Genomic DNA, 20,281 nt, shown 5'->3' with positions numbered 1-20,281 from the left:
TCCCGACGGTTCAAGTGTAATTAACTGGATAAAGTGCGACGTTTCATGACCATTTCGTAGGCTTCGATAATGTCGCCTTCTTTCCAGTCATTGAATTTAGAAACACCGACACCGCACTCGAAACCGGTGGCCACTTCCCGGGCATCTTCCTTCATCCGTTTGAGGGAATCGAGAACTCCCTGATAAACAATTTCCTTGCCGCGACGCACGCGCAGGAAGCGATTCCGCACCAGTTTACCTGATTGGACATAACAGCCCGCCACGGCCCCACGGCCGACGGTGAAGACGGCACGCACTTCGGCAAAACCGAGGTGTTCTTCCACTTCTTCGGGGTCAAGAAGACCTTCCATCGCCCCTTGAATATCATCCAGAAGCTTGTAGATGATATTGTAATCGCGGATATCGACCCCTTCCCGATCGGCGGATGCGCGCGCACCACTGGCCAGGGTGGTATTAAAGCCCACCACCACCGCACCACTAGCGGCGGCCAGATCCACATCGGTTTCGGTGATTTCCCCCGGAGAGGCGAGGAGAACGCGAATCTGCACTTCGTTTTGGGGTAACTGTTTGAGCGCACCGAGGATGGCCTCGACGGAACCTTGCACATCTGCCTTGAGGATGAGATTAAGTTCCTTGAGTTGTCCTTCTTGAGCTTGGATAGAGAGGGTGCTAAGGCTAACGCGACGAGAAGAGAGGGCCTGTTGTAAACGGGTGTTGCGTCGTTCGATCGCCCGTTGATCAGCGATCGATCGGGCTTCTTTCTCACTTTCATAGACATCGAATTCATCGCCGGCGGCTGGCACATCACTAAGACCGAGGATTTCCACGGCGAAGGAGGGGGTAGCCGCTTCGACTTTTTGACCGCGATCATCGATCATCGCCCGAATTTTGCCGAAAACGGAACCGGCGACGATGCTATCGCCCACCCGGAGAGTACCATTCTGGACGAGCAGGGTAGCCACGGGACCTTTGGTGCGATCGAGGTTAGCTTCGATGACGGTTCCCTTAGCCAAGCGATCGGGGTTAGCGACCAATTCCTCTACTTCTGCCACCAAGAGAATCATTTCCAGCAGATTATCGAGATTTTCACCCCGCAGGGCGCTCACGGGAACCATGATCGTCTCACCGCCCCAATCTTCGGCCACCAGTCCCTGTTCGGTCAATTCCTGTTTAATCCGGTCGGGGTTAGCTGAAGGTTTATCGACTTTGTTAATCGCCACAACGATGGGGACTTCGGCGGCCCTGGCGTGACTGATTGCCTCTTTCGTTTGGGGTTGTACGCCATCATCGGCGGCTACCACCAGCACCGCTATATCGGTGACTCTCGCCCCGCGGGCGCGCATGGCGGTAAAAGCTTCGTGGCCGGGGGTATCCAAAAAGACAATCTGTTCCGGTTTGCCGTTATGTTCCACATCGACGTGGTAAGCACCGATGTGCTGGGTGATGCCGCCGGCTTCCCCTTGGGCGACTTTGGTTTTGCGGATCGAGTCGAGGAGGGTGGTTTTGCCGTGGTCAACGTGACCCATAATGGTGACGACGGGGGGACGACGCTGGAGACTTTCCAAGTCGGAGACATCGATCATTTCCGTGGTTTTGATCGCCGCCGACTGGGTGCTGGGGGTTTCCACGGTCATCTCGAAGTCCCTGGCGATCATTTCGATCGTGTCCACGTCGAGAGTTTGGGTGATATTAACCGCCATCCCTTTAAAAAATAGGGTTCTGATGATCTCGGTTTCGGGGACTTTCATCAATTCCGAGAGGTCGCGCACGGTGAGACTGCCGGTGATGACGATGCTTTCCGGGCGTTTTTCCTCTTGGGGTTCTTGGCGCTCGCTTTTCGGGCCGCCGGTGTGGGCGGTTGGTTTACTAGGCCGCTTAACTTTGACTGCTGTTGGAGTGCTAGGGGTGGCAGCTTTAGCGGTGGGCGGTTTGGGGGGACGAGCGGTGGAGAGGGTAAAACTGGGGCTATTGATTAACCCGGATAGTTCCGATTCTAGATCATCATCATCTTCAAAGAGGGCTTGGGTGCGGCGTTTGTTTTTGCCGGCAGTTTTGGCGGTTTTGGCCGCTTTTTTCTCTTCTTCTTCTTCTTCTTCCCAGGTAGATTTTTTGGCCATGCGAGGGGGCATGGTCGGTCGTTTGAGTTTTTTCAGCCCGTCTGCTCCGAGCAATCCGGTATCTGTATCGATTTCTGTGCCATCAACGCCAGTTTTCTTGGTGGTGTCGGTTTCTTCCTCGCCAGTAGCCGAGATTTTAGCGGGCATACCGGGGCGAACCGGGCGCTTCAATTCCACCGTCTCCCGCACTTCTCTAGCTGGTTCCGCCAGTTTCGGGCTTTTTCCGTCGGGTTTGCGGTTGAGGGTCGGTTTTTCTGGTTTAGCCAAGCTAACCCTGCGCTCAGGACTAGGGGCGTTTTCGCTCTCGCCGCGCTCGCGTTTTTCTCCCCCCCTTCGACTTGGCTCAGGGCAAGGGGGCTTGTCGTTACTGCCAGGGGCATTTTTAGGTCGGGGTTCTGGCCGGCCCGAGGCGCTGCCCGGGCGTGGTTTCGGGGTGAGGGAGGGTCGATTAGGTGGGGCGATTAAGGTGGGGGCTGCTTCTGGCACTAGCGGGGTTTCGGTCGGGGTTTCTTTAACACTGGCGGCCTGAGATAGCATCTCCGCAGCGGTGGGGGGAGTTTTTTCGGCCGCACCGTCGCGCCCCGGGGGAGCGACAAGGGGTTTAACCGGGGGACGAGGGGGACTGATTAAAGTCGGTTTGGCCGAGGAACCGGCCTGACCGGGATAGCTTTGACCCTCTTCGCCGGTTTCGGGGCGGTTGTGTTTATGCAGGGCCAAAATCTTTTGTTTTTTTTCTTCGGCAGGACTAACCGATTCTCGCTGACCCGTGCTATTTTTACTGGTACTCGAAACAACTCCCTTCGCAGCGATTGCTTTGATGCGTTGGGCATCCTCTTCGCTGATCGTGCTACTGTGGCTCTTGTACTCGATGTTCAACTGGTCACAGATGTCCAAAATGTCTTTGTTGTCTAGATTCAATTCTTTTGATAAATCGTAAATTCTGACTTTCGCGTTACTCATCCATTATCCCCCGGCTAAAGTGTTAGTGATCCTATAAGTTGGCTGATTTTTTTATCCTGTCAAGACTGCCCCCTTTCCATGCTAACGATTTTGTGGCTATGATCGTCAATTTTAATCCTGATTTGGACGACCTTGCTTGGCAGTACCGAGGCGCTCTTGCAAGGATTCATAGAGCGTTTCGGGAATATTGGCTTTTAGGGCCCGTCCGAGACGATTTTTTTGCCGGGCCAGTTGCAGGCAATTAGGTTGCGGACAGATATAGGCAGCCCTTCCCATGCCTTGATCTAATTGTATCTGTCCGGACGGGTGTAGTCGGACAATTCGCCAAAAGGATTCTTTCGGGGCGAAGAGACGGCAGCTAATACAGCGTCGATAATTGACGAAGGGGTTCATTCTCGGTCTAAATCCTGCGCTTCTGGGTCGTTTTCATCGGTTTTTACCTCTTGTTCACCTTTATAGAGGGCTATATCCTTAATATCGATTTTCCAGCCCGTCAGACGGGCGGCTAGACGCACGTTCTGCCCTTCTTTGCCAATCGCTAAACTCAATTGATCCTGTGCCACCAGTACCAATGCTTGTCTTTCTTCGGCATTAGTGAACAAAACTTGGTCGATACGGGCGGGACTAAGGGCATTGGCGATGTAGGTGGCGGGATCTGGAGACCAGCGAATCACGTCGATTTTTTCGCCCCGCAATTCGTTCACCACGGCTTGAATCCGCGAACCTCTGGCCCCAATACAGGCCCCAACCGGATCCACGTCTCTCTCTAAGGTATCGACGGCGATTTTTGTCCGCGAACCAACGTGACGGGAGGGGGGATTGGCTTCTCGAGCGACGGCGACAATACGCACGATTTCCTCCTCGATTTCGGGAACTTCGTTAGCGAACAGATATACTACCAAACCCGCCGCCGCTCTGGAAACGATTAATTGCGGGCCGCGGTGAGAACCTTCTAGGACTTTTTTGAGCAGCACTTTAAAGGTGGCGTTGGCGCGATAGTTATCGTTGGGCAGTTGTTCCCGTTTGGGTAGTTCTGCTTCCACTTCCGGTTGACCGTAGGTACTTTGTACCATAACAATAGCGGCCTGTCTTTCAAAACGGACGACTCGGGCCTGTAAAACCGTTCCTTCCAGATCTTGGAACTCCTCTTGAATCAGTTTGCGTTGGTTATCCCGCAGTTTTTGCAGTAAAACCTGTTTAGTTTGAATCGCCGCCATACGACCAAATTCTTTTTGGTCGGGGGTGACATCAAGAACTACTTCATCCCCTAATTGGGCCTCATCGGCCACTTCTTGCACTTCTTTGAGGCCGATGTGATGGTCGGGATTGGTCACTTCTTCGACAATAGTTTTAGTAGAAAGGATGCGAAAGCCTTCTTCTTCTACGTCTAATTCTACATCAAAGTTATTGAAATAATCTTCATGGAATTGAGCGGCTTTTTCTAAACTTTGGGCGCGTCGATAGCGTTCATACCCCTTGATAAGTGCCTCACGCAAGGCTTCCTGTACGGCATTTTTTGGCAAATTATGTCGTTGGCTAATTTCTTCGAGCATTATTTTTAAACCAGGCAAATTAACAGTGGCCATAATTATTTTTTTCTCCTTACTTTTGAGTCATTAGTTTTTTAGCTATTAGCCTTGTATCAATGAGCAGTTATCAGTGATCAGTTATCAGATGTAAGTTTTAAGTTATCAGATGTAAGTTTTAAGTTAATCAGTTAGTTAGTTATTTATTTATCTTCATCCTTATCCCTGATTACTGATTACTGATTACTGTTTACTGATTACTGATTACTGATTACTGATTACTGTTTACTGTTTACTGATTACTGATTACTGTTTACTGATTACTGATTACTGATTACTGTTTACTGATTACTGATTACTGTTTACTGATTACTGTTTACTGTTTACTGATTACTGATTACTGTTTACTGATCACTGATTATTGCGCTGCTCATCCAAACGGACGCTGATGACAGTGGTGCGATCGATGCTCAGGGAGCGACCTTTTTGGTTAAGATAAATAGATTGCTCATCTCTACCTTGCAGTTTTCCGCGCCATTCTTGCGGTTTTCCTTGGCTATCCTGGCCAGTAACGATGACGGGAAAGCCTTTAAAAGAGTGAAATTCGCGCTCACTGCTCAGTTGTCGAGAAATGCCGGGGCTAGATATTTCTAAAACGTAGGCCCCTGGTAAGATTTCTTGACTGTCGAGGGCGGTTTCCAAAGCCCGACTCATCTGCTCACAGTCCTCTAAACCAGTATCTCCCGCAAGATTGCGAATATCGACGCGCAGGACGGGAGGCCTTTTATTGGTTTGGAAAACGATATCGACCACTTCTAGCCCCAAGTTTTCAGCGATAGGGGTGGCTAGGTGCAGCAGGTCGGGGATGAGCGGATGGGTCATGATTTAGACAATAAAAAAAGCGGGCGAAACCCACTTCCCTAAACTGTTAGTGATTGGGATAGGCAGTTGTTAGACCACCTAGCTGAATACAGTATAGCAAAAAACCGTCATCACTATTTGCCCCCGGGGTCGTGCCTGGGGGAAAACAGAACAGTGGTCACGATCAAGTCGATCTGTCACAATGAATACAGGGTAACTAGATATAGAGTCAATTATGGATCAAAAATCTCCGCTCACCGTAGTTAGAGCCAAGTCAGCCAAGAATCGTGGTAATCGGCCAGTATGGAAAGGGATTGTCACCACTTGGATGATTCTGCAAACCTTTGGCCATGTCACTGCTGCTTGGAGTCAAAAAAACCCAAATACCCTCACCTACGGTGAATTGTTAGAGAAAATCGAGCAAGGAAAGGTAAAAAAGGTCGAAATCAATCCTTCTTTGCAGCAGGCAGCAGTTACCCTCGTCGGTCAAACGGACAAGGATCCCCCGAAAGAAGTCAATTTATTTGACCAAAATCCCGAATTAATCAAGAAACTCGATGCTGAAAAAATTGAGTACGGTATTCTCCCTCGCACTGACAATTCGGCCCTGATCAATGTTCTCACTAACCTGTTAGTGATTATTATCGTCTTGGGATTATTGGTGTTTATTATCCGTCGTTCCGCTAATGCTTCCGGTCAAGCGATGAACTTCGGTAAATCAAGGGCGCGGTTTCAGATGGAGGCGAAAACTGGCATAGAATTCAATGATGTGGCGGGTGTGGATGAGGCCAAGGAAGATTTACAGGAAGTGGTGACATTCCTCAAACAACCGGAAAAATTTACGGCTATTGGCGCAAAAATCCCCAAAGGAGTCCTGTTAATCGGTCCCCCGGGGACGGGGAAAACTTTACTGGCTAAAGCGATCGCGGGAGAGGCGGGAGTGCCTTTTTTCAGCATCTCCGGGTCGGAATTCGTGGAGATGTTTGTCGGGGTTGGTGCGTCGCGAGTGCGAGATCTGTTCCGAAAAGCCCAGGAAAATGCCCCTTGTTTGGTTTTTATCGATGAAATTGATGCCGTTGGTCGTCAACGAGGGATCGGTTATGGGGGAGGTAATGATGAACGGGAACAAACCCTGAACCAATTATTGACGGAAATGGACGGTTTTGAAGGAAATACTGGCATTATTGTCATTGCCGCCACCAACCGCCCTGATGTTTTGGATTCGGCCCTCTTGCGTCCGGGTCGTTTTGATCGGCAGGTAGTGGTGGATTATCCAGATTTTAAGGGACGTTTGGGCATTTTAGAGGTCCATTCTCGCGATAAAAAGGTGGCTGCTGATGTGGTTCTGGAGGCGATCGCCAGGCGCACACCGGGTTTTACTGGGGCAGATTTGGCTAATATGCTCAACGAAGCGGCGATTTTTACCGCTAGAAGGCGGAAAGAGGCCATTACCATGGCGGAAGTCAACGATGCCATCGATCGGATTGTGGCCGGTATGGAAGGGCGCGCTTTAGTTGATAGTAAAGCCAAGCGTTTGATCGCCTATCATGAGGTCGGCCATGCGATTGTCGGTACTCTCTGTCCCGGTCACGATCAAGTGGAAAAAGTCACCCTGATTCCCCGGGGGCAAGCGCAGGGGTTAACTTGGTTCACTCCTGATGAAGAACAGGGTTTAACCAGTCGTTCCCAGTTATTAGCCCGAATTGCGGGATTATTAGGGGGACGGGTGGCGGAGGAATGTGTCTTCGGTGAGGATGAAGTGACTACCGGGGCCGGTAATGATATTGAAAAAATCACCTATCTGGCCCGACAGATGGTAACGCGTCTGGGAATGTCGGAATTGGGATTGATTGCCCTAGAGGAGGAGGGCAATTCCTATCTCGGTGGTGCTGGTGCTGGTTATCATGCCGACCATTCTTTCGCGATGATGGCGAAAATTGATGCACAAGTACGGGAACTTGTCAAGCAATGCCACGATTTAGCAACAAAACTTATCCTTGACAATCGTGTGGCGATCGATCGCTTGGTGGATATACTGATTGAACAGGAAACCATTGACGGCGAAGAATTCCGGCGTTTATTGACGGAATTTCAGCGACAAGCGGACCGGTCAATGGTGACTATGGTTTAACTTGCCCTTCGTCTCCTCGCTTCGATTCAGTGGTTAGGAGACGATTTCAGCAAAAAATCTGCTAATCAGTCGGAGAAAGCCAGAATTAACGACTAACATTGTGATAAGCTGCCCGCGCATTTAAATTGCTTGTTGAGACGAGGCAAGAGGCACTCTTGCAAGAGGCAACAGTAAAGGGATTGGGGGAGATTCGGCTAATCTTAAGAATAAGCGCTTTAAATGCGTCTTAGCTTACTAAATCCGTTGAGTATAGGCTAGTTATGAGGAGAGGCACTCATGCAAGAGGCAACCCCCCCAACCCCCCACCCCCCTGCCCCCCCGACATCGGGGGGGCAGGGGGGGCAAGGGGGGGTAAGAGGGAATAGATAATCAGTCTTTAATAACCGGATTTAGTGTGAGCAGGAATTTTATTAATGGAATGGCCATTATGATTGCCTTTGGTGGGGGCAATAATATTAGCTTCTAAAGCTGAAGTCATCTCGGCCAACATTTCTAGATTGAAACGATAGCCGACGTTGCGGACAGTTTGAATTAAATTAGGTTGCCTGGGATCGGTTTCGATTTTTTTTCGCAGAGAGAGAACATGAGTATCAATTGTCCGGGGATTATCGATTTCCTCGGGCCAAGCGCGACGCAGCAAATCGGCTCTTGATAGGGGTGTTCCCTCCGCTTGGGCTAAAACGTAGAGTAAACTAAATTCTTGGGGCGTTAATTCGATATACTCCCCGTGAAATTGTACCCGTCGTTGGGCTAAATCTATTTTTAATTCCCCATAATCCAAGTGTAGGGGAGCGGCCACACCGCGTAAACGACGGGTTAACACTTCTACCCTAGCCATAAATTCTTGCATTCCAAAGGGCTTTTTCAGGTAGTCGTCGGCCCCTGCTTTTAAACCATTGACCACATCTTTTTCGCCATTACGGGCCGAGAGAATCAGTATTAAAGACTGTTTTTGTTGATAAAGCCAACGGCAGAGTTCGATCCCATCCCCATCTGGCAAGTCGGAATCGATAATTGCTAAGGTTGGTTGACGATGAAGGAAAGCTTGACGCGCACTTTGCAGGGTTGCCGATTGATTAACCAAATAACCGGCCTGTTGCAGATGCCAAGCTAATAGCGATCGCAAGTGCGGGTTGCCCTCAACAATAGAAATATGGATCGATACCACTTGAATTTCTGCCCCATTACTGCACAGATTGACACATTGTCAGGATATCAGAATTAATGTCAAGATGTTGTAACAATCGTAACATTCGTCGGTCGTCAGCTTTGAATCAGTTGTCAGTGATCAGTTATCAGTTATCAGATGTGAGTTTTCAGTTCACTGATTACTGTTTACTGATCACTGTTCACTGAAAAAAAGCTCCCCTCTCCTCTTATGCTCAAAAAAAACTCGTTTACTTTTCCGTAAACGAGTTGACTTTCCATGATACGATTAATAGTCCTTTGAGTTATTTGGCAACTGCTACCGGTGCTTTGACGGGCTGGGGCTGGGGCTGCAGGTCGCGCAAACTTGGGAAGAGGAAGTGGTTTTCCTCCACATATTGCGCTCCAAACAGTCCTTTTTCAGCCCAGAAATAGCGATCGGTTGTATGCTCGTTACGCTTAACAATCAATAAAGCTGGTGGGCTAATGCCTATAGCTTGAATATACTTACGCGCCGCAGTTACGGGTTTATCTTCGCCACTTTCAATACTATACTGGGGTACAAGTTCAAGTATCTTACGTCCTTCTTGACGACGGCGACTTTTACGTTTCCGTTTTCTGGCCAACCCAATTACCTCCTGTTTTGGCTAATCGTTGTAATGATAGTTACAAAAGCCGTAGCGATTATATCCCTTCTAGACCAAGAAATCAAGTGTCTCTCACCAACCCAATTACAAACAAATTTGACTGGAAGCTAGACTGAGACTATGTTTAAGTTTTTGTTATAAAAACACACCCCCAAATCCCGATACAAAACTTATTATTCTTAAACTTTTTTTAATACATACCGTGATCCACCCCGAAAATAGTGAGCAAACCCTTGTCCTAATTAATTGCTTTTTACTGGCTGCCCTCGACCCAAGAGGATCGCCCTTCTCTCCTGTGTAAACTGGGAAACAAAACTCGCAACCCTAGCTGTATCTAGGTTTTCTGACTTTTTACTTTTTACTTTCTTGGTATGGCCTTCTCCTCCCCCTCCCGGACTCCCCTTAGTGATGATTTTATTGCCCTCTGTCAGGCACAGATGGAACTTTTGCGGGAGCAAATGGAAGCGGACAGAAGTGCGGTTTATTTAACTGAACCTTTATCGAGTAATTTAATCCCAGTCGTTGTTTATCCTCCTTTTAATCCCCCTTATCCCCAAAAAAAGCGGCTTTCCTTACAACCAGGGCAACCAGAGGCAGACTTGTTAACTGCGGTTAAGCTAGAAGATTTATCCCACCTCTGGAGTAATCAGGAGACCGTCAGCAGTCATCGCTTGTTTTTACCCTTAATGTATGAAGAGGGCATGATCGGATTATTGGTGACAACCAGAGAAAAACGACCTTGGCAAAGTTGGGAATTAACCCAGATGGAAAAAATCACCCAAACCCTCGCTTTAGCCTGTGTACTCGATCGCCAATTAGGAGAAGAACGTTATTATCGACAATGGCAAAGTCAGCGCCTCGATACCTTTCTCCATCAAATCCGCAATCCCCTCACCGCTTTAAAAACCTTTGGTAAACTTCTGCTCAAAAGACTTTTAGCCGAAGAAGGTAACGATCCCGCCATTACCGGTATATTGAGGGAAAGCGATCGAGTTCGGGACTTAATTGCCGAATTTGAGGCACAAATTCAGCAAGAAAGCGAAAATTACCCCACTGTCGATATTCCTCTCCTGCAAGGGCAATCTTCCCCCACCGCCTTTCTCTTGCCTGCTGGCAGCGGCCCACTAACTCCGATCGATCTCCATGATCTTCTCGATCCGCTGCTCCTTTCCGCCCAAGCGGTAGCCAAAGAGAGAAATCTCAGTCTAGAAACGATTCACGGGGAAGACATACCACTTATTCGCGCCAATATCCCCAGTTTGCGGGAAGTATTCAGCAATTTAATCGATAATGCCCTCAAATATACTCCCGCCGGCGGAAAAGTCACCGTCGAGGTAAAAAATGTTAAGAATAGTGTAGAAATTGTTTTTAAAGACACGGGTTATGGTATTCCGAGGAGCGATCAAGAAAGAATTTTTCAACGTCACTACCGGGGAGTGCAAGCGGGGGGAGATATACCTGGTACGGGATTAGGTTTAGCGATCGCCAAAGAATTAATTACCAGCATGGGGGGGACGATTGAATTTATCAGTCCCAATCCCGAGCCAACAAGTTCCCTCTACCCCGGCACAGTTTTTCGGGTTAGTATGCCAGTTATGCCCGACGATAACCTCAGTATAGGAAAATGATCGGGCCTGTAAATTCTGCCTATTTTCTCGATAGTGAGATTCCCTGAGTGATCGGTTAAAATATATCGAAAATATCAGTGTCACTGGTAAATTGGCTGTGAAGCAAAGAATTAACTAATTATGGCGACTATCGAACAATTGGAACCCGCTAATAAGGCCGATGTGCTAGTATATATGCCCTACTATGCCAAGGACAAACATAGTATCCTGCCCTATGCGATCACTTTGTATCAAGGAGGATCTTTAGAAGGTCGTCGTCGCATAGAAAACAGTGAAGGGATTCCCTTTGTGGCCTCTTGGTATGTATCAAAATTGCCCTCGGAATTGACCCGTTGTCGTTTACAATTTGAAGGACAGGCCGACCTAAGCTATGAGATGACGATTATTAACTCCCAGTTGATCGAATATCTCATCGATGCGATTAAAACCTTTAAGCAGCTAGGTTCGGCCGACTTTTCGCAGGGATTTTATCGGAAACTCCTGCGATTTGAAGAATAAAAGTCGGGATTTTACGGGTTAAAAGGAGCAAATCGTGGCCAAATCAGCCAAATCTATACTTATCTCTTCCCTAGAACCCCTTAGTGGTAAATCGGGAACTGTCGTCGGTTTAGCGCATCTCTTGCGACAAAAAGGACTAGAGATAAGTTACGGCAAACCAATGGGCAATTGTCCGGGCTACGTCGATGGGCAACTGGTCGATGAGGATGTAGAATTTATTCGGCAATTACTAGAATTATCCCCCGAGCAGCTGCGTTTACCGGTGATTTACACAGATGTGGATTCCGTTGCTAAACGTTTACAAGGTACAGATAAACAGGACTACGGCAATATTCTTGCCGGCTATCTTGATCGGGTTAACAGTGATATTACCCTTCTCGAAGGACCGGGGACCCTCTGGGAAGGCAGTATTTTTCAGTTATCGATGGGGGAGATGGCCAAAATTCTCCAGACTCCGATCCTATTGGTGGCCCGCTATAGTTCTCCCCTGATTGCCGAGAGTCTGCTGAAAGCGCAACGGGAATTAAATAATCAGCTGCTGGGGGTAGTAATTAGCGATATTCCCACGGATGATTGGGATGAAGTACAATCCCTCCTGAAACCCTATCTCGCTGGCCAAGGCGTGGAAGTTTTGGGACTGTTACCCGCTAGTAAACTGCTGCGTAGTATTAGTGTTCGGGAAATTGTCCATCTTTTAGGAGCAAAAGTGCTATGTCGGCCCGATCGTTTGGATTGGATGGTGGAAAGTTTAGCGATCGGGGCCATGAATGTCAACGCCGCTTTAGAATATTTTCGCAAGGGGGAAAATATGGCCGTGATTACGGGCGGCGATCGCACAGATCTACAGTTAGCTGCCCTAGAAACTTCCACCACCTGTTTAATCTTAACCGGTTCCATCTCTCCGGATCCCCTGATTCTAGGCCGGGCCGAGGATTTAGAAGTACCGATTCTCTCGGTAAATTTAGATACTCTCACCACCGTGGAAATCGTCGATCAGGCCTTCGGGAAGATTCGCTTACAGGAACAGGTAAAAGTTGCTTGTATTCGAGAATTAATGGAGGAACATTTTCAGATTGATCGCCTGTTAGAAAAGTTAACAATAGGGGCGTAATTTCTCCCCAGCTGCCGAGAATATGGCTCCATCATCCCCCCCTGTGTCCCCTCCGATCAAAGAAAATGACTGGAGATTATTATTAAGACTACTTCCCTACGCAAAAAAGCAAAAAGCCCTGCTATTTTGGTCATTAATACTTCTTTTTCCCCTATCTCTCACGGGGGCAGTCCAACCCTTAATTATCGGTCAAGCGGTCTCCCTTTTGCAAAAGGAACAAACTTGGGATTTTTTGGCTCAAATGCCCTTAACAGCAGCCATCAATACCCTAATTATTATCCTGTCGGCTGCGATTATTTTACGACTGATTTTAGGGACAACACAAGGTTATCTAGTGCAGAAAGTCGGTCAGTCAATTACTGCTAATGTCCGGGAAGATTTATTTACCCATGTCACCTCCCTTTCCTCTAGTTTTTTTGATCGCTCTCCCGTGGGACGTTTAGTCACTCGTTTAACCAGCGATGTGGAAGCATTAGGAGAAGTTTTTGCTAGTGGGGCGATCGGAGTTGTCAGTGATCTGGTCAATATTTTAGTTATTATCATCACCATGTTTACCCTGCAATGGCAATTAGCTCTATTGTTGGTGTTGATGTTATTTCCCGTCACTGCTTTAATTATCTTTTTTCAAAAACAATACCGCATCGCTAACTATCAAGTACGCGAGGAATTATCAAAACTTAATGCCCAATTACAGGAAAATGTAGTCGGAGTTAATATTGTTCAATTATTTCGCCGCGAACGCTTTAACGCTGAAATGTTTCGCTCTATCAATACTCACTATCGTCAATCCCTAGATAAAACAATTTTTTACGATTCGGCTGTGTCGGCCACTTTGGAATGGATCGGATTAATTGCCGTGGGAGGAGTATTATGGTTAGGCGGGATTTTGATTCTCCAGAAAACCATTGATTTTGGGGTTTTATCGGCTTTTATTTTATTCTCCCAACGTCTCTTTAATCCCCTGCGTCAGTTTGCCGAAAAATTTACCATGTTTCAATCGGGTTTTACTGCTATCGAACGCATTGGGGAATTAATTAGTATTCCCATTGAAATCGCCGATACTAACAGTTCTAAAGAGCTTTATTTACCAGAAAAACGTCAAACTGGCGAGATTATTTTTGAGAATGTTTGGTTTGGTTATAAACCCGATGAATATATTATCAAAGGTCTCAATTTTACCATTCATCCCGGGGAAAAAGTCGCTTTAGTCGGTCCGACTGGTGCGGGAAAAAGTTCAATTATTCGTCTTCTTTGTCGTCTTTACGAACCAAGTAAGGGCAGAATTCTAGTGGATGGTATCGATATCCGTTATCTTCCCCAAGCGGAATTAAGACGTTATATCGGTGTCATTCTCCAAGAAACTTTTCTCTTTGCTGGAGATGTTACTCGCAATATTACTTTAGGGGAAAATTATGATTTTGAGCAGGTGAAGGCAGCAGCTAAATTAACCAATATCGATCACTTGATCGAGGAGTTACCCGATGGTTATAATACCCGTTTACGGGAACGGGGCGCAAATTTATCGGGAGGACAAAAACAATTACTCGCTTTTGCGAGAGTCGCTATTCGTAACCCCGAAATTTTAGTTTTAGATGAAGCTACCGCTAGTTTAGACGTGGGGACAGAAGTATTAATTCAAGAAGCTTTAGAACAGATTTTAGTCGATCGTACTGCTATTATTATCGCCCATCGTCTCTCTACTATTCGCGATGTCGATCGAATTCTTGTCCTTAAACGCGGGGAATTAGTCGAATCGGGAACCCATGAAGATTTATTAACTAAAGACGGCCTCTACGCTAGTTTATATAAACTGCAAATGTTAGGCACAGATAGTTAACAGTTATCAGTTATCAGTTATCAGTTATCAGTGATCAGATTAAAGTGATAAGTTTTAAGTTTTAAGTTTTAAATGATATTATTCACCGATCAATCTTCACTAATTACTGTTTACTGGTAACTGTTTACTGTTTACTGTTTACTGATAACTGACAAACCCCCCACACCCCAAAATGCCTTCACCAGAATCCGCTCCATTGGTATCACAACTGCAAAAAAAAGTCAATAGTTTGGATGTACCATTTTATGCGCCAGGGCATAAGCAGGGGGAAGGAATCGGGGAAGATTTAAGTAATTTACTGGGAAAAAGCGTCTTTAAAGCCGATTTACCCGAATTACCCGACCTTGATAATTTGTTTGCCCCGACGGGAGTGATTAAAGAAGCGCAAATTTTAGCAGCCGAGACATTTGGGGCAGATAAAAGCTGGTTTTTGGTCAATGGTTCCAGTTGTGGCATTATTGCGGCGATTTTAGCCACTTGCGGCGAGGGAGATAAAATTATTTTGGCGAGAAATATTCATAAATCGGCAATTTCGGGCTTAATTCTCTCCGGGGCGCGACCTATCTTTATCAATCCCGAATATAATCCCACTATCGATCTAAATTTAAATATAACCCCCCAATCCCTCGAAAATGCCCTGAAACTTCATCCCGACGCCAAAGCGGTGATGGTAGTCTCTCCCACCTATCAAGGGGTTTGCTGTGACTTAGAAACTATCGCCCAGATTACCAATCATTATTCTATCCCGCTGCTCGTCGATGAGGCTCACGGGGCGCATTTTGCCTTTCATCCCGATTTACCTCCGGCTGCCCTGTCTCTCGGCGCCGATATGGCTATTCAGTCCACCCATAAGGTTTTAGGGGCATTAACTCAAGCATCGATGTTACACTTAAAAAGCGATCGCATTAGTTCCGAAAAAGTCGATCGAGCCTTACAATTAGTTCAAACCACTAGCCCTAGTTATCTACTTCTCGCCTCCCTTGATAGTGCTAGAAAGCAAATGGCGATGCAAGGACTAGATTTACTGACCAAAACCCTCGATTTAGCCGCTACTGCCCGAAAAGAACTCAATAAAATCCCTAATATCTCTGTTTTAGACTTTCCCCATTCTATCCCGGGTTGTCACTGGTTCGATCGCACTCGTTTAACGGTAATCGTCAAAGATTTTGGCTTAACTGGTTACGAAATAGACGATATTTTGCGAGAAAAATACGCCGTCACCGCAGAATTACCGACTTTAAGCCAACTTACTTTTATTATCTCCATCGGCAATCATCGCGAACACATTAATCGCCTCATTACTGCTTTTCAATGCCTTAAATCCCCTTCCTCTACCAGTTTACCCCCCACTCCTGCCCCAGTCACGGGAAATTCGACTATTTCTCCTAGAAAGGCTTTTTTTGCCCCTACAGAGATAGTATCCCGGAAAAATGCCCTCGATCGTCTTAGTGCTGATGTTATCTGTCCCTATCCCCCCGGTATTCCCGTTTTGATGCCGGGTGAGTTAATTTCTCAGGAAGTCCTCGACTATCTGCAAACTATTTTAGACCTCGGTGGCACAATTACTGGCGGTAGTGATGATAATTTTGAAACTTTTAGGGTTTTAAAATAATCGCAAAATTATCTGATATATTAACCGGAAAAAGGCGGTAATAGCAATTGCCCCGATGGCTGCCATCACGGCAATGATAGCAATTTCAGGAAAACTTAGGCTGCCTTGCAGTTGCGGAATTAACAGGAAGGCGAGGGTAATTGCTGCTAGAATCGGTAAATCTCTCCCTTCAATTACTTTTTTAAATAATGCCAAAACTAAGCCACCTAAAATCATAAAGGCGATGACAATTCCTGCCGAGGGGACTAAACTATTTAAGGCAATTACTAATAATGTCCCCTCAAATCCTGTAAAGGCAGCATTAGCGAAAGTTTCCCCAAGAGAAAAGCGGAAAGTTTTTCTCATCACTGGGGAAGCTGGAGGAATTGGGGAAGGTGGAGGAGATGGGGAAGATGGAGGAATTGGAGAAGGTGGAGGAGATGGGGGAGGAGGATTTAAAGCGCTTAAAACTTCTCCACAGGATTGAAATCTATCCCGGGGATTTGCTAGTAACATTTTATTGAATACTTGGGCTAAATCTGCACTGATATTAGGGGCATAATTTTGCCAATTCCAGACCTGTTTTTGCGGATCGTATAGATCATCAGGATCGCGATTAGTTAAGAGTATAACACAGGTAGCTGCTAGGGCATATAAATCTGTGGCTGCCGATACCTGATTGCCTAATTGTTGTTCGGGAGGAGCAAATCCAGCTGAGTAAATTGTTGTGGATTTCTGTTGTGTATTATTGGGATTATTGGTAGCCTGTTTTACTGCCCCAAAATCGAGTAAATAGAGGCGACCATTTTTGTCGCGCATGATGTTAGATGGTTTTATATCCCGGTGAATGGAACCATTTTCATGAATAAATTTGAGGATAAGAAGTAATTCTTTGAGAAGGTTTTTAACTTCACTTTCTTGAAAGGGTTTTTGTTGCTGTTGGAGAATTTCTTCTAGGTTTTTACCGTCGATATATTCCTGGGCCAGATAGAAAAATTGCTCTTCTTCTCCCGTTAATTGATTCTTGACTTTTAAAGGGAAAAAAGCATAGAGATCGGGGATTTGGGGATGTTCTCTTCCTAAATCTTCTAAAACGTGCGCTTCTTGAAAAAATAAGTTTTTTGCTTTTTCTAAAGCTTGCGGACTTAAATTACCGGAAGGTTGAAATTGTTTGAGTACACATTTAGCTTTTTTGGGACTATAACGATCTACTGCTAAAAATGCCGCCCCAAATCCTCCTTTTCCCAATAGACGTTCTGGTAAATAACGTCCACCCAAAATTAATGGCATCCCGCAAGTAATACAATATTTCTGCTCGATCGAGGTTAAAAGATTGCTATCGTCTAGGTCTAGGCATTGATTACGCGGTCTCGGACAGTGTGGACGCGTGCAAATAACTTCCATAGTCACCGTTTCCCGTGGTACTGCTCTTAGTTTAGCTACTACCGGCAATTCGGGTTAAAATTTTTGTTCTTGAGAAAGAGTTAAAAAGAGCGTTCGTAGGCCGACACGGATTCCCATCATACTACAAGGTTAGCAGAAATTTTGGAGTTTGTCAAGTCTTTGGCCACAAAAAAGGCTGAAAAAAATCCAGCCAGATAAGGGCGTTTATCGAAAAAATCGGGTCGCGCATATCACCCAAGGCAAGGGTTCTGGCCACGACTTGAGCGAAACGGTCTTGAACCATCTACTCCTGTGTCACCTCGTTTTCAGGCTCTTGAAAATATTGCTTTTTTTTCCCAAAGACAGTAAACTCAAATGTATTGTAAATGTATTTCAGATGAATTATGACTCTATATCTAGTAGAGGATGATCGACAAGAAAGGACAAAAGAAGAGGTGAGCGAGATATTGGAGCGCATTGCCACACTGGCATCAAAATCCCAGGGAGAGTTAATCGAAGCCCTAATCGGTGAAACAGAGGGGCGGTTATTCCTGATTATCAAAGCGCTCGATCGCGCCTCCCTCGAACAAGTACTAGAAAACGCTGGGCTAAGTTGGCAACTAATCAAGGAAATGCGCTTGATTGGGCAGGACTTAGCCACTGTGCGAGAGCGCAAAGACAAAGCCAACTATCTAGTACAGTGGAATTTACCCCCAGGGCTAACGATGGAAACTTACCTGCAAAGAAAAGCGGAGAAAACCCCCCTTTATGCTCAAGTGCCAGAAGTCAGTTTCGAGCGTACATATATTTGCGAAGACTTGAGTAAATGTCTCTGTTTCTACGATAGTCCCGATGAAGCGGCGGTAAAAAGAGCCAGAGAAGTGGTCGGCGCACCTATAGATAGTTTGACCTCGATTGAAAATATTCACCCCTAGGAGAGAACAATTATGCTCGATCGAGGCTCCGAAATCCTTTCTTTTCTGGAAGAAAGAGCCACTGACCTCAACAACGGTACAGCTAATCTCAACGTCGGTTGGGCCCTAACCAAGCTAGGAGAATCGGGCTGGTTCGGCTATGCTATACCTGAAAGCTTAGGAGGCCGGGGTGGCTCCTTATTACAGGCAGTAGAGGCGATTTCCTCTGTGTCCCAATGCTGCCTGACCACCGGTTTTGTTTTCTGGTGTCAGCGCGTCTTCATCCAATATCTGGCCGCCAGTAATAACACTTATCTACAAAACAAAATTCTACCTGCTGTTCTCAAGGGAGAGATAGCCGGAGCCACAGGACTCTCCAACGCCATGAAGTACCTCGGCGGGATCGAGGAGCTGCGTTTACAAGCAAAGATCGAGGGAGAAAACGTCACTGTTAATGGCTTCCTGCCCTGGGCCTCTAACCTCGACTCTAACGGAGAATTCATAGTAGCCGTTGCCGCTCAAACTACATCGGGAGAAACTCTTATCCTCGCCCTTCCCTCCTTCGCAGAGGGGTTAAAACGGGGTGAAGACCTACAATTATTGGGTTTACAGGCTTCCCGCACCAGTACCCTTGAATTCGATCGAGTTCAGTTATCTCACGACTGGATTATCAGCTTGGAAGCAGCAAAATTTTTACCCTCAGTCCGCCCCTGTTTCTTGCTGTTACAATGCGGACTGGCCCTTGGCATTACCCGTAAATCCCTCGCGGAGACGGAGAAAAATTTAGGGGGAAAGGCAGCGGTAGCCAGCGATCGTTATTTCTTCGCCCGGGAGCGTCTGACTCGTCTAGAAAAGACAATCGAGCAATTCAGCACCCTAGAAAGCTTCGATCTCGGACGAACACGCCAACTATTCACCCTCAGAGTGGACATTACCCGGTTAGCGGTGGAATCCGTAGGGTTAGAAGCGGAAATTAAGGGAGGAAAAGGCTATTTCCGTAATAGCGACACGGCCCGACGGCTGCGCGAGGTCGCCTTTTTACCGGTGTTAACTCCGAGCCTGATTCAACTAGAAAGAGAATTACAACGTCAGTCCTCTACCGATAAAATTCTCCCTGGCGAACTCGAGCGAGCGGGGGTGAGAGAATGAGCGTCGCCACGGATTACCCCGTCCTCACCCTCAAAAATCTCCATAAACGCTATAAAACCCGCCATGGCTACCGTACCGTTTTTGAGGATATTAACCTACAGGTGCGCTCCGGTGAGGTGGTTTGTTTGCTTGGGGCCAGTGGTTGCGGTAAATCTACCCTCCTTGCTACCGCCGCTGGTTTGCAGAGTGCCGATGGCGGAGAAATACAATTGCACTCACGACCCTTACAAGCCCCAGACATCCGCAGCTCGATCGTCTTTCAATCCCCCGCCCTTTTACCTTGGTTAACCGTTTGGCAAAACGTGGCTTTTGGTTTGAAATTAAAGCGGATGCCCCGCCTCGATCATCAGCAATTACGCGAAAGGGTTCACACCGCCGTTAAAAGCGTCAAACTAGAGGGCTTCGAGCGTGCCTATCCTCATCAACTATCGGGCGGTATGGCTCAGAGAGTTTCTCTAGCCCGCGTCCTTGCCCGGCGCCCCTCTCTCCTCCTCCTGGATGAGCCGTTTAGCGCCCTCGACGCGATCACCCGTTTCGAGATGCAAAAACTCCTCCTAGAAGTCATAGCTCTCTATAACAGCACGGTTCTCCTCGTTACCCACGACATCGACGAGGCCTTATTAGTAGCCGATCGAGTTCTTCTCATGGGCCGTCATCCGGTGGGCATCCGCCGAGAATGGACCATCTCGATGCCGAAACCCCGTTTCGAGTCAGCCAAGCTTTTGAGTGATCTACGCCAGTCAATTTTTCAAGAATTAGCCCTTGTGATGACACTGTAAATC

The 20,281-nt window shown here is 46.9% G+C and carries 16 protein-coding genes; 9 read left to right on the top strand and 7 right to left on the bottom strand.

Going from position 1 to position 20,281, the window contains the following annotated elements:
- Window positions 1-20: 20 nt before the first annotated feature.
- The 4 genes from infB to rimP form a co-directional block, all read right to left on the bottom strand.
- Window positions 21-3,077 (bottom strand): translation initiation factor IF-2, encoded by a 3,057-nt coding sequence (infB, locus tag RAM70_RS17275; RefSeq protein WP_312674803.1) that lies wholly within the window; start codon window positions 3,075-3,077, stop codon window positions 21-23.
- 111 nt (window positions 3,078-3,188) lie between these two features.
- Complete coding sequence (locus RAM70_RS17270; RefSeq protein ID WP_002738851.1) at window positions 3,189-3,470, bottom strand: YlxR family protein; 282 nt, start codon at window positions 3,468-3,470, stop codon at window positions 3,189-3,191.
- The gene (nusA, locus tag RAM70_RS17265; RefSeq protein WP_287999729.1) at window positions 3,467-4,663 is read right to left on the bottom strand and encodes a transcription termination factor NusA; all 1,197 of its coding nucleotides are present in this window, start codon (window positions 4,661-4,663) and stop codon (window positions 3,467-3,469) included. Before nusA ends, RAM70_RS17270 begins: the two co-directional genes overlap by 4 nt.
- A 351-nt stretch (window positions 4,664-5,014) precedes the next feature.
- A complete protein-coding gene (gene rimP, locus RAM70_RS17260; RefSeq protein ID WP_045358002.1) occupies window positions 5,015-5,485 on the bottom strand; it encodes a ribosome maturation factor RimP in 471 nt (156 codons plus the stop codon).
- Between the two features lie 214 nt (window positions 5,486-5,699).
- Between rimP and ftsH the strand changes: the two genes are divergently transcribed.
- Window positions 5,700-7,595, top strand: a complete 1,896-nt coding sequence (gene ftsH, locus RAM70_RS17255; protein ID WP_045358001.1) for an ATP-dependent zinc metalloprotease FtsH — start codon at window positions 5,700-5,702, stop codon at window positions 7,593-7,595.
- A gap of 376 nt (window positions 7,596-7,971) precedes the next feature.
- Here the strand turns inward: ftsH and RAM70_RS17250 are convergent, their stop codons facing one another.
- Both RAM70_RS17250 and RAM70_RS17245 read right to left on the bottom strand, forming a co-directional pair.
- Window positions 7,972-8,763: a response regulator transcription factor gene (locus RAM70_RS17250; protein ID WP_045357956.1), complete on the bottom strand. Its 792-nt coding sequence runs from the start codon at window positions 8,761-8,763 to the stop codon at window positions 7,972-7,974.
- Between the two features lie 283 nt (window positions 8,764-9,046).
- The gene (locus RAM70_RS17245) at window positions 9,047-9,367 is read right to left on the bottom strand and encodes a DUF3155 domain-containing protein (RefSeq protein WP_002768353.1); all 321 of its coding nucleotides are present in this window, start codon (window positions 9,365-9,367) and stop codon (window positions 9,047-9,049) included.
- 392 nt (window positions 9,368-9,759) lie between these two features.
- Between RAM70_RS17245 and RAM70_RS17240 the strand changes: the two genes are divergently transcribed.
- The 5 genes from RAM70_RS17240 to RAM70_RS17220 all read left to right on the top strand — a co-directional run bounded on the left by RAM70_RS17240 (window position 9,760) and on the right by RAM70_RS17220 (window position 16,074).
- Window positions 9,760-11,016 carry a GAF domain-containing sensor histidine kinase gene (locus RAM70_RS17240; RefSeq protein ID WP_045357954.1) on the top strand — a complete coding sequence of 419 codons (1,257 nt, stop codon included), beginning with the start codon at window positions 9,760-9,762 and terminating at the stop codon, window positions 11,014-11,016.
- A gap of 120 nt (window positions 11,017-11,136) precedes the next feature.
- Window positions 11,137-11,514, top strand: a complete 378-nt coding sequence (gene ebsA / locus RAM70_RS17235) for a type IV pilus biogenesis protein EbsA (RefSeq protein ID WP_045357952.1) — start codon at window positions 11,137-11,139, stop codon at window positions 11,512-11,514.
- A 34-nt stretch (window positions 11,515-11,548) separates the two neighbouring features.
- Complete coding sequence (locus RAM70_RS17230; protein WP_045357951.1) at window positions 11,549-12,625, top strand: phosphotransacetylase family protein; 1,077 nt, start codon at window positions 11,549-11,551, stop codon at window positions 12,623-12,625.
- A gap of 22 nt (window positions 12,626-12,647) precedes the next feature.
- Window positions 12,648-14,462 carry an ABC transporter ATP-binding protein gene (locus tag RAM70_RS17225; protein ID WP_190380060.1) on the top strand — a complete coding sequence of 605 codons (1,815 nt, stop codon included), beginning with the start codon at window positions 12,648-12,650 and terminating at the stop codon, window positions 14,460-14,462.
- A 172-nt stretch (window positions 14,463-14,634) separates the two neighbouring features.
- The gene (locus RAM70_RS17220; protein WP_045357949.1) at window positions 14,635-16,074 is read left to right on the top strand and encodes an aminotransferase class I/II-fold pyridoxal phosphate-dependent enzyme; all 1,440 of its coding nucleotides are present in this window, start codon (window positions 14,635-14,637) and stop codon (window positions 16,072-16,074) included.
- Here RAM70_RS17220 and RAM70_RS17215 read toward each other — a convergent pair.
- Window positions 16,066-17,457, bottom strand: a complete 1,392-nt coding sequence (locus tag RAM70_RS17215; RefSeq protein ID WP_045357947.1) for a serine/threonine-protein kinase — start codon at window positions 17,455-17,457, stop codon at window positions 16,066-16,068. The two genes, RAM70_RS17220 and RAM70_RS17215, sit on opposite strands and share 9 nt — an antisense overlap.
- Before the next feature lie 383 nt (window positions 17,458-17,840).
- On the opposite strand from RAM70_RS17215, the gene RAM70_RS17210 reads away from it, so the two are divergent.
- Genes RAM70_RS17210 through RAM70_RS17200 form a run of 3 tightly spaced genes read left to right on the top strand, consistent with a single transcriptional unit; the run spans window position 17,841 to window position 20,278 of the window.
- A complete protein-coding gene (locus RAM70_RS17210) occupies window positions 17,841-18,371 on the top strand; it encodes a DUF4242 domain-containing protein (RefSeq protein WP_190380062.1) in 531 nt (176 codons plus the stop codon).
- 12 nt (window positions 18,372-18,383) lie between these two features.
- Complete coding sequence (locus RAM70_RS17205; protein WP_045357944.1) at window positions 18,384-19,499, top strand: acyl-CoA dehydrogenase family protein; 1,116 nt, start codon at window positions 18,384-18,386, stop codon at window positions 19,497-19,499.
- A complete protein-coding gene (locus tag RAM70_RS17200; RefSeq protein ID WP_045357943.1) occupies window positions 19,496-20,278 on the top strand; it encodes an ABC transporter ATP-binding protein in 783 nt (260 codons plus the stop codon). Before RAM70_RS17205 ends, RAM70_RS17200 begins: the two co-directional genes overlap by 4 nt.
- Window positions 20,279-20,281: the final 3 nt, after the last annotated feature.

This window comes from Microcystis wesenbergii NRERC-220 (assembly GCF_032027425.1).
Taxonomy (GTDB): domain Bacteria; phylum Cyanobacteriota; class Cyanobacteriia; order Cyanobacteriales; family Microcystaceae; genus Microcystis; species Microcystis wesenbergii_A.
Note: the sequence above shows the minus strand (reverse complement) of the source record. Positions and strands in the feature narration are given on the sequence as shown.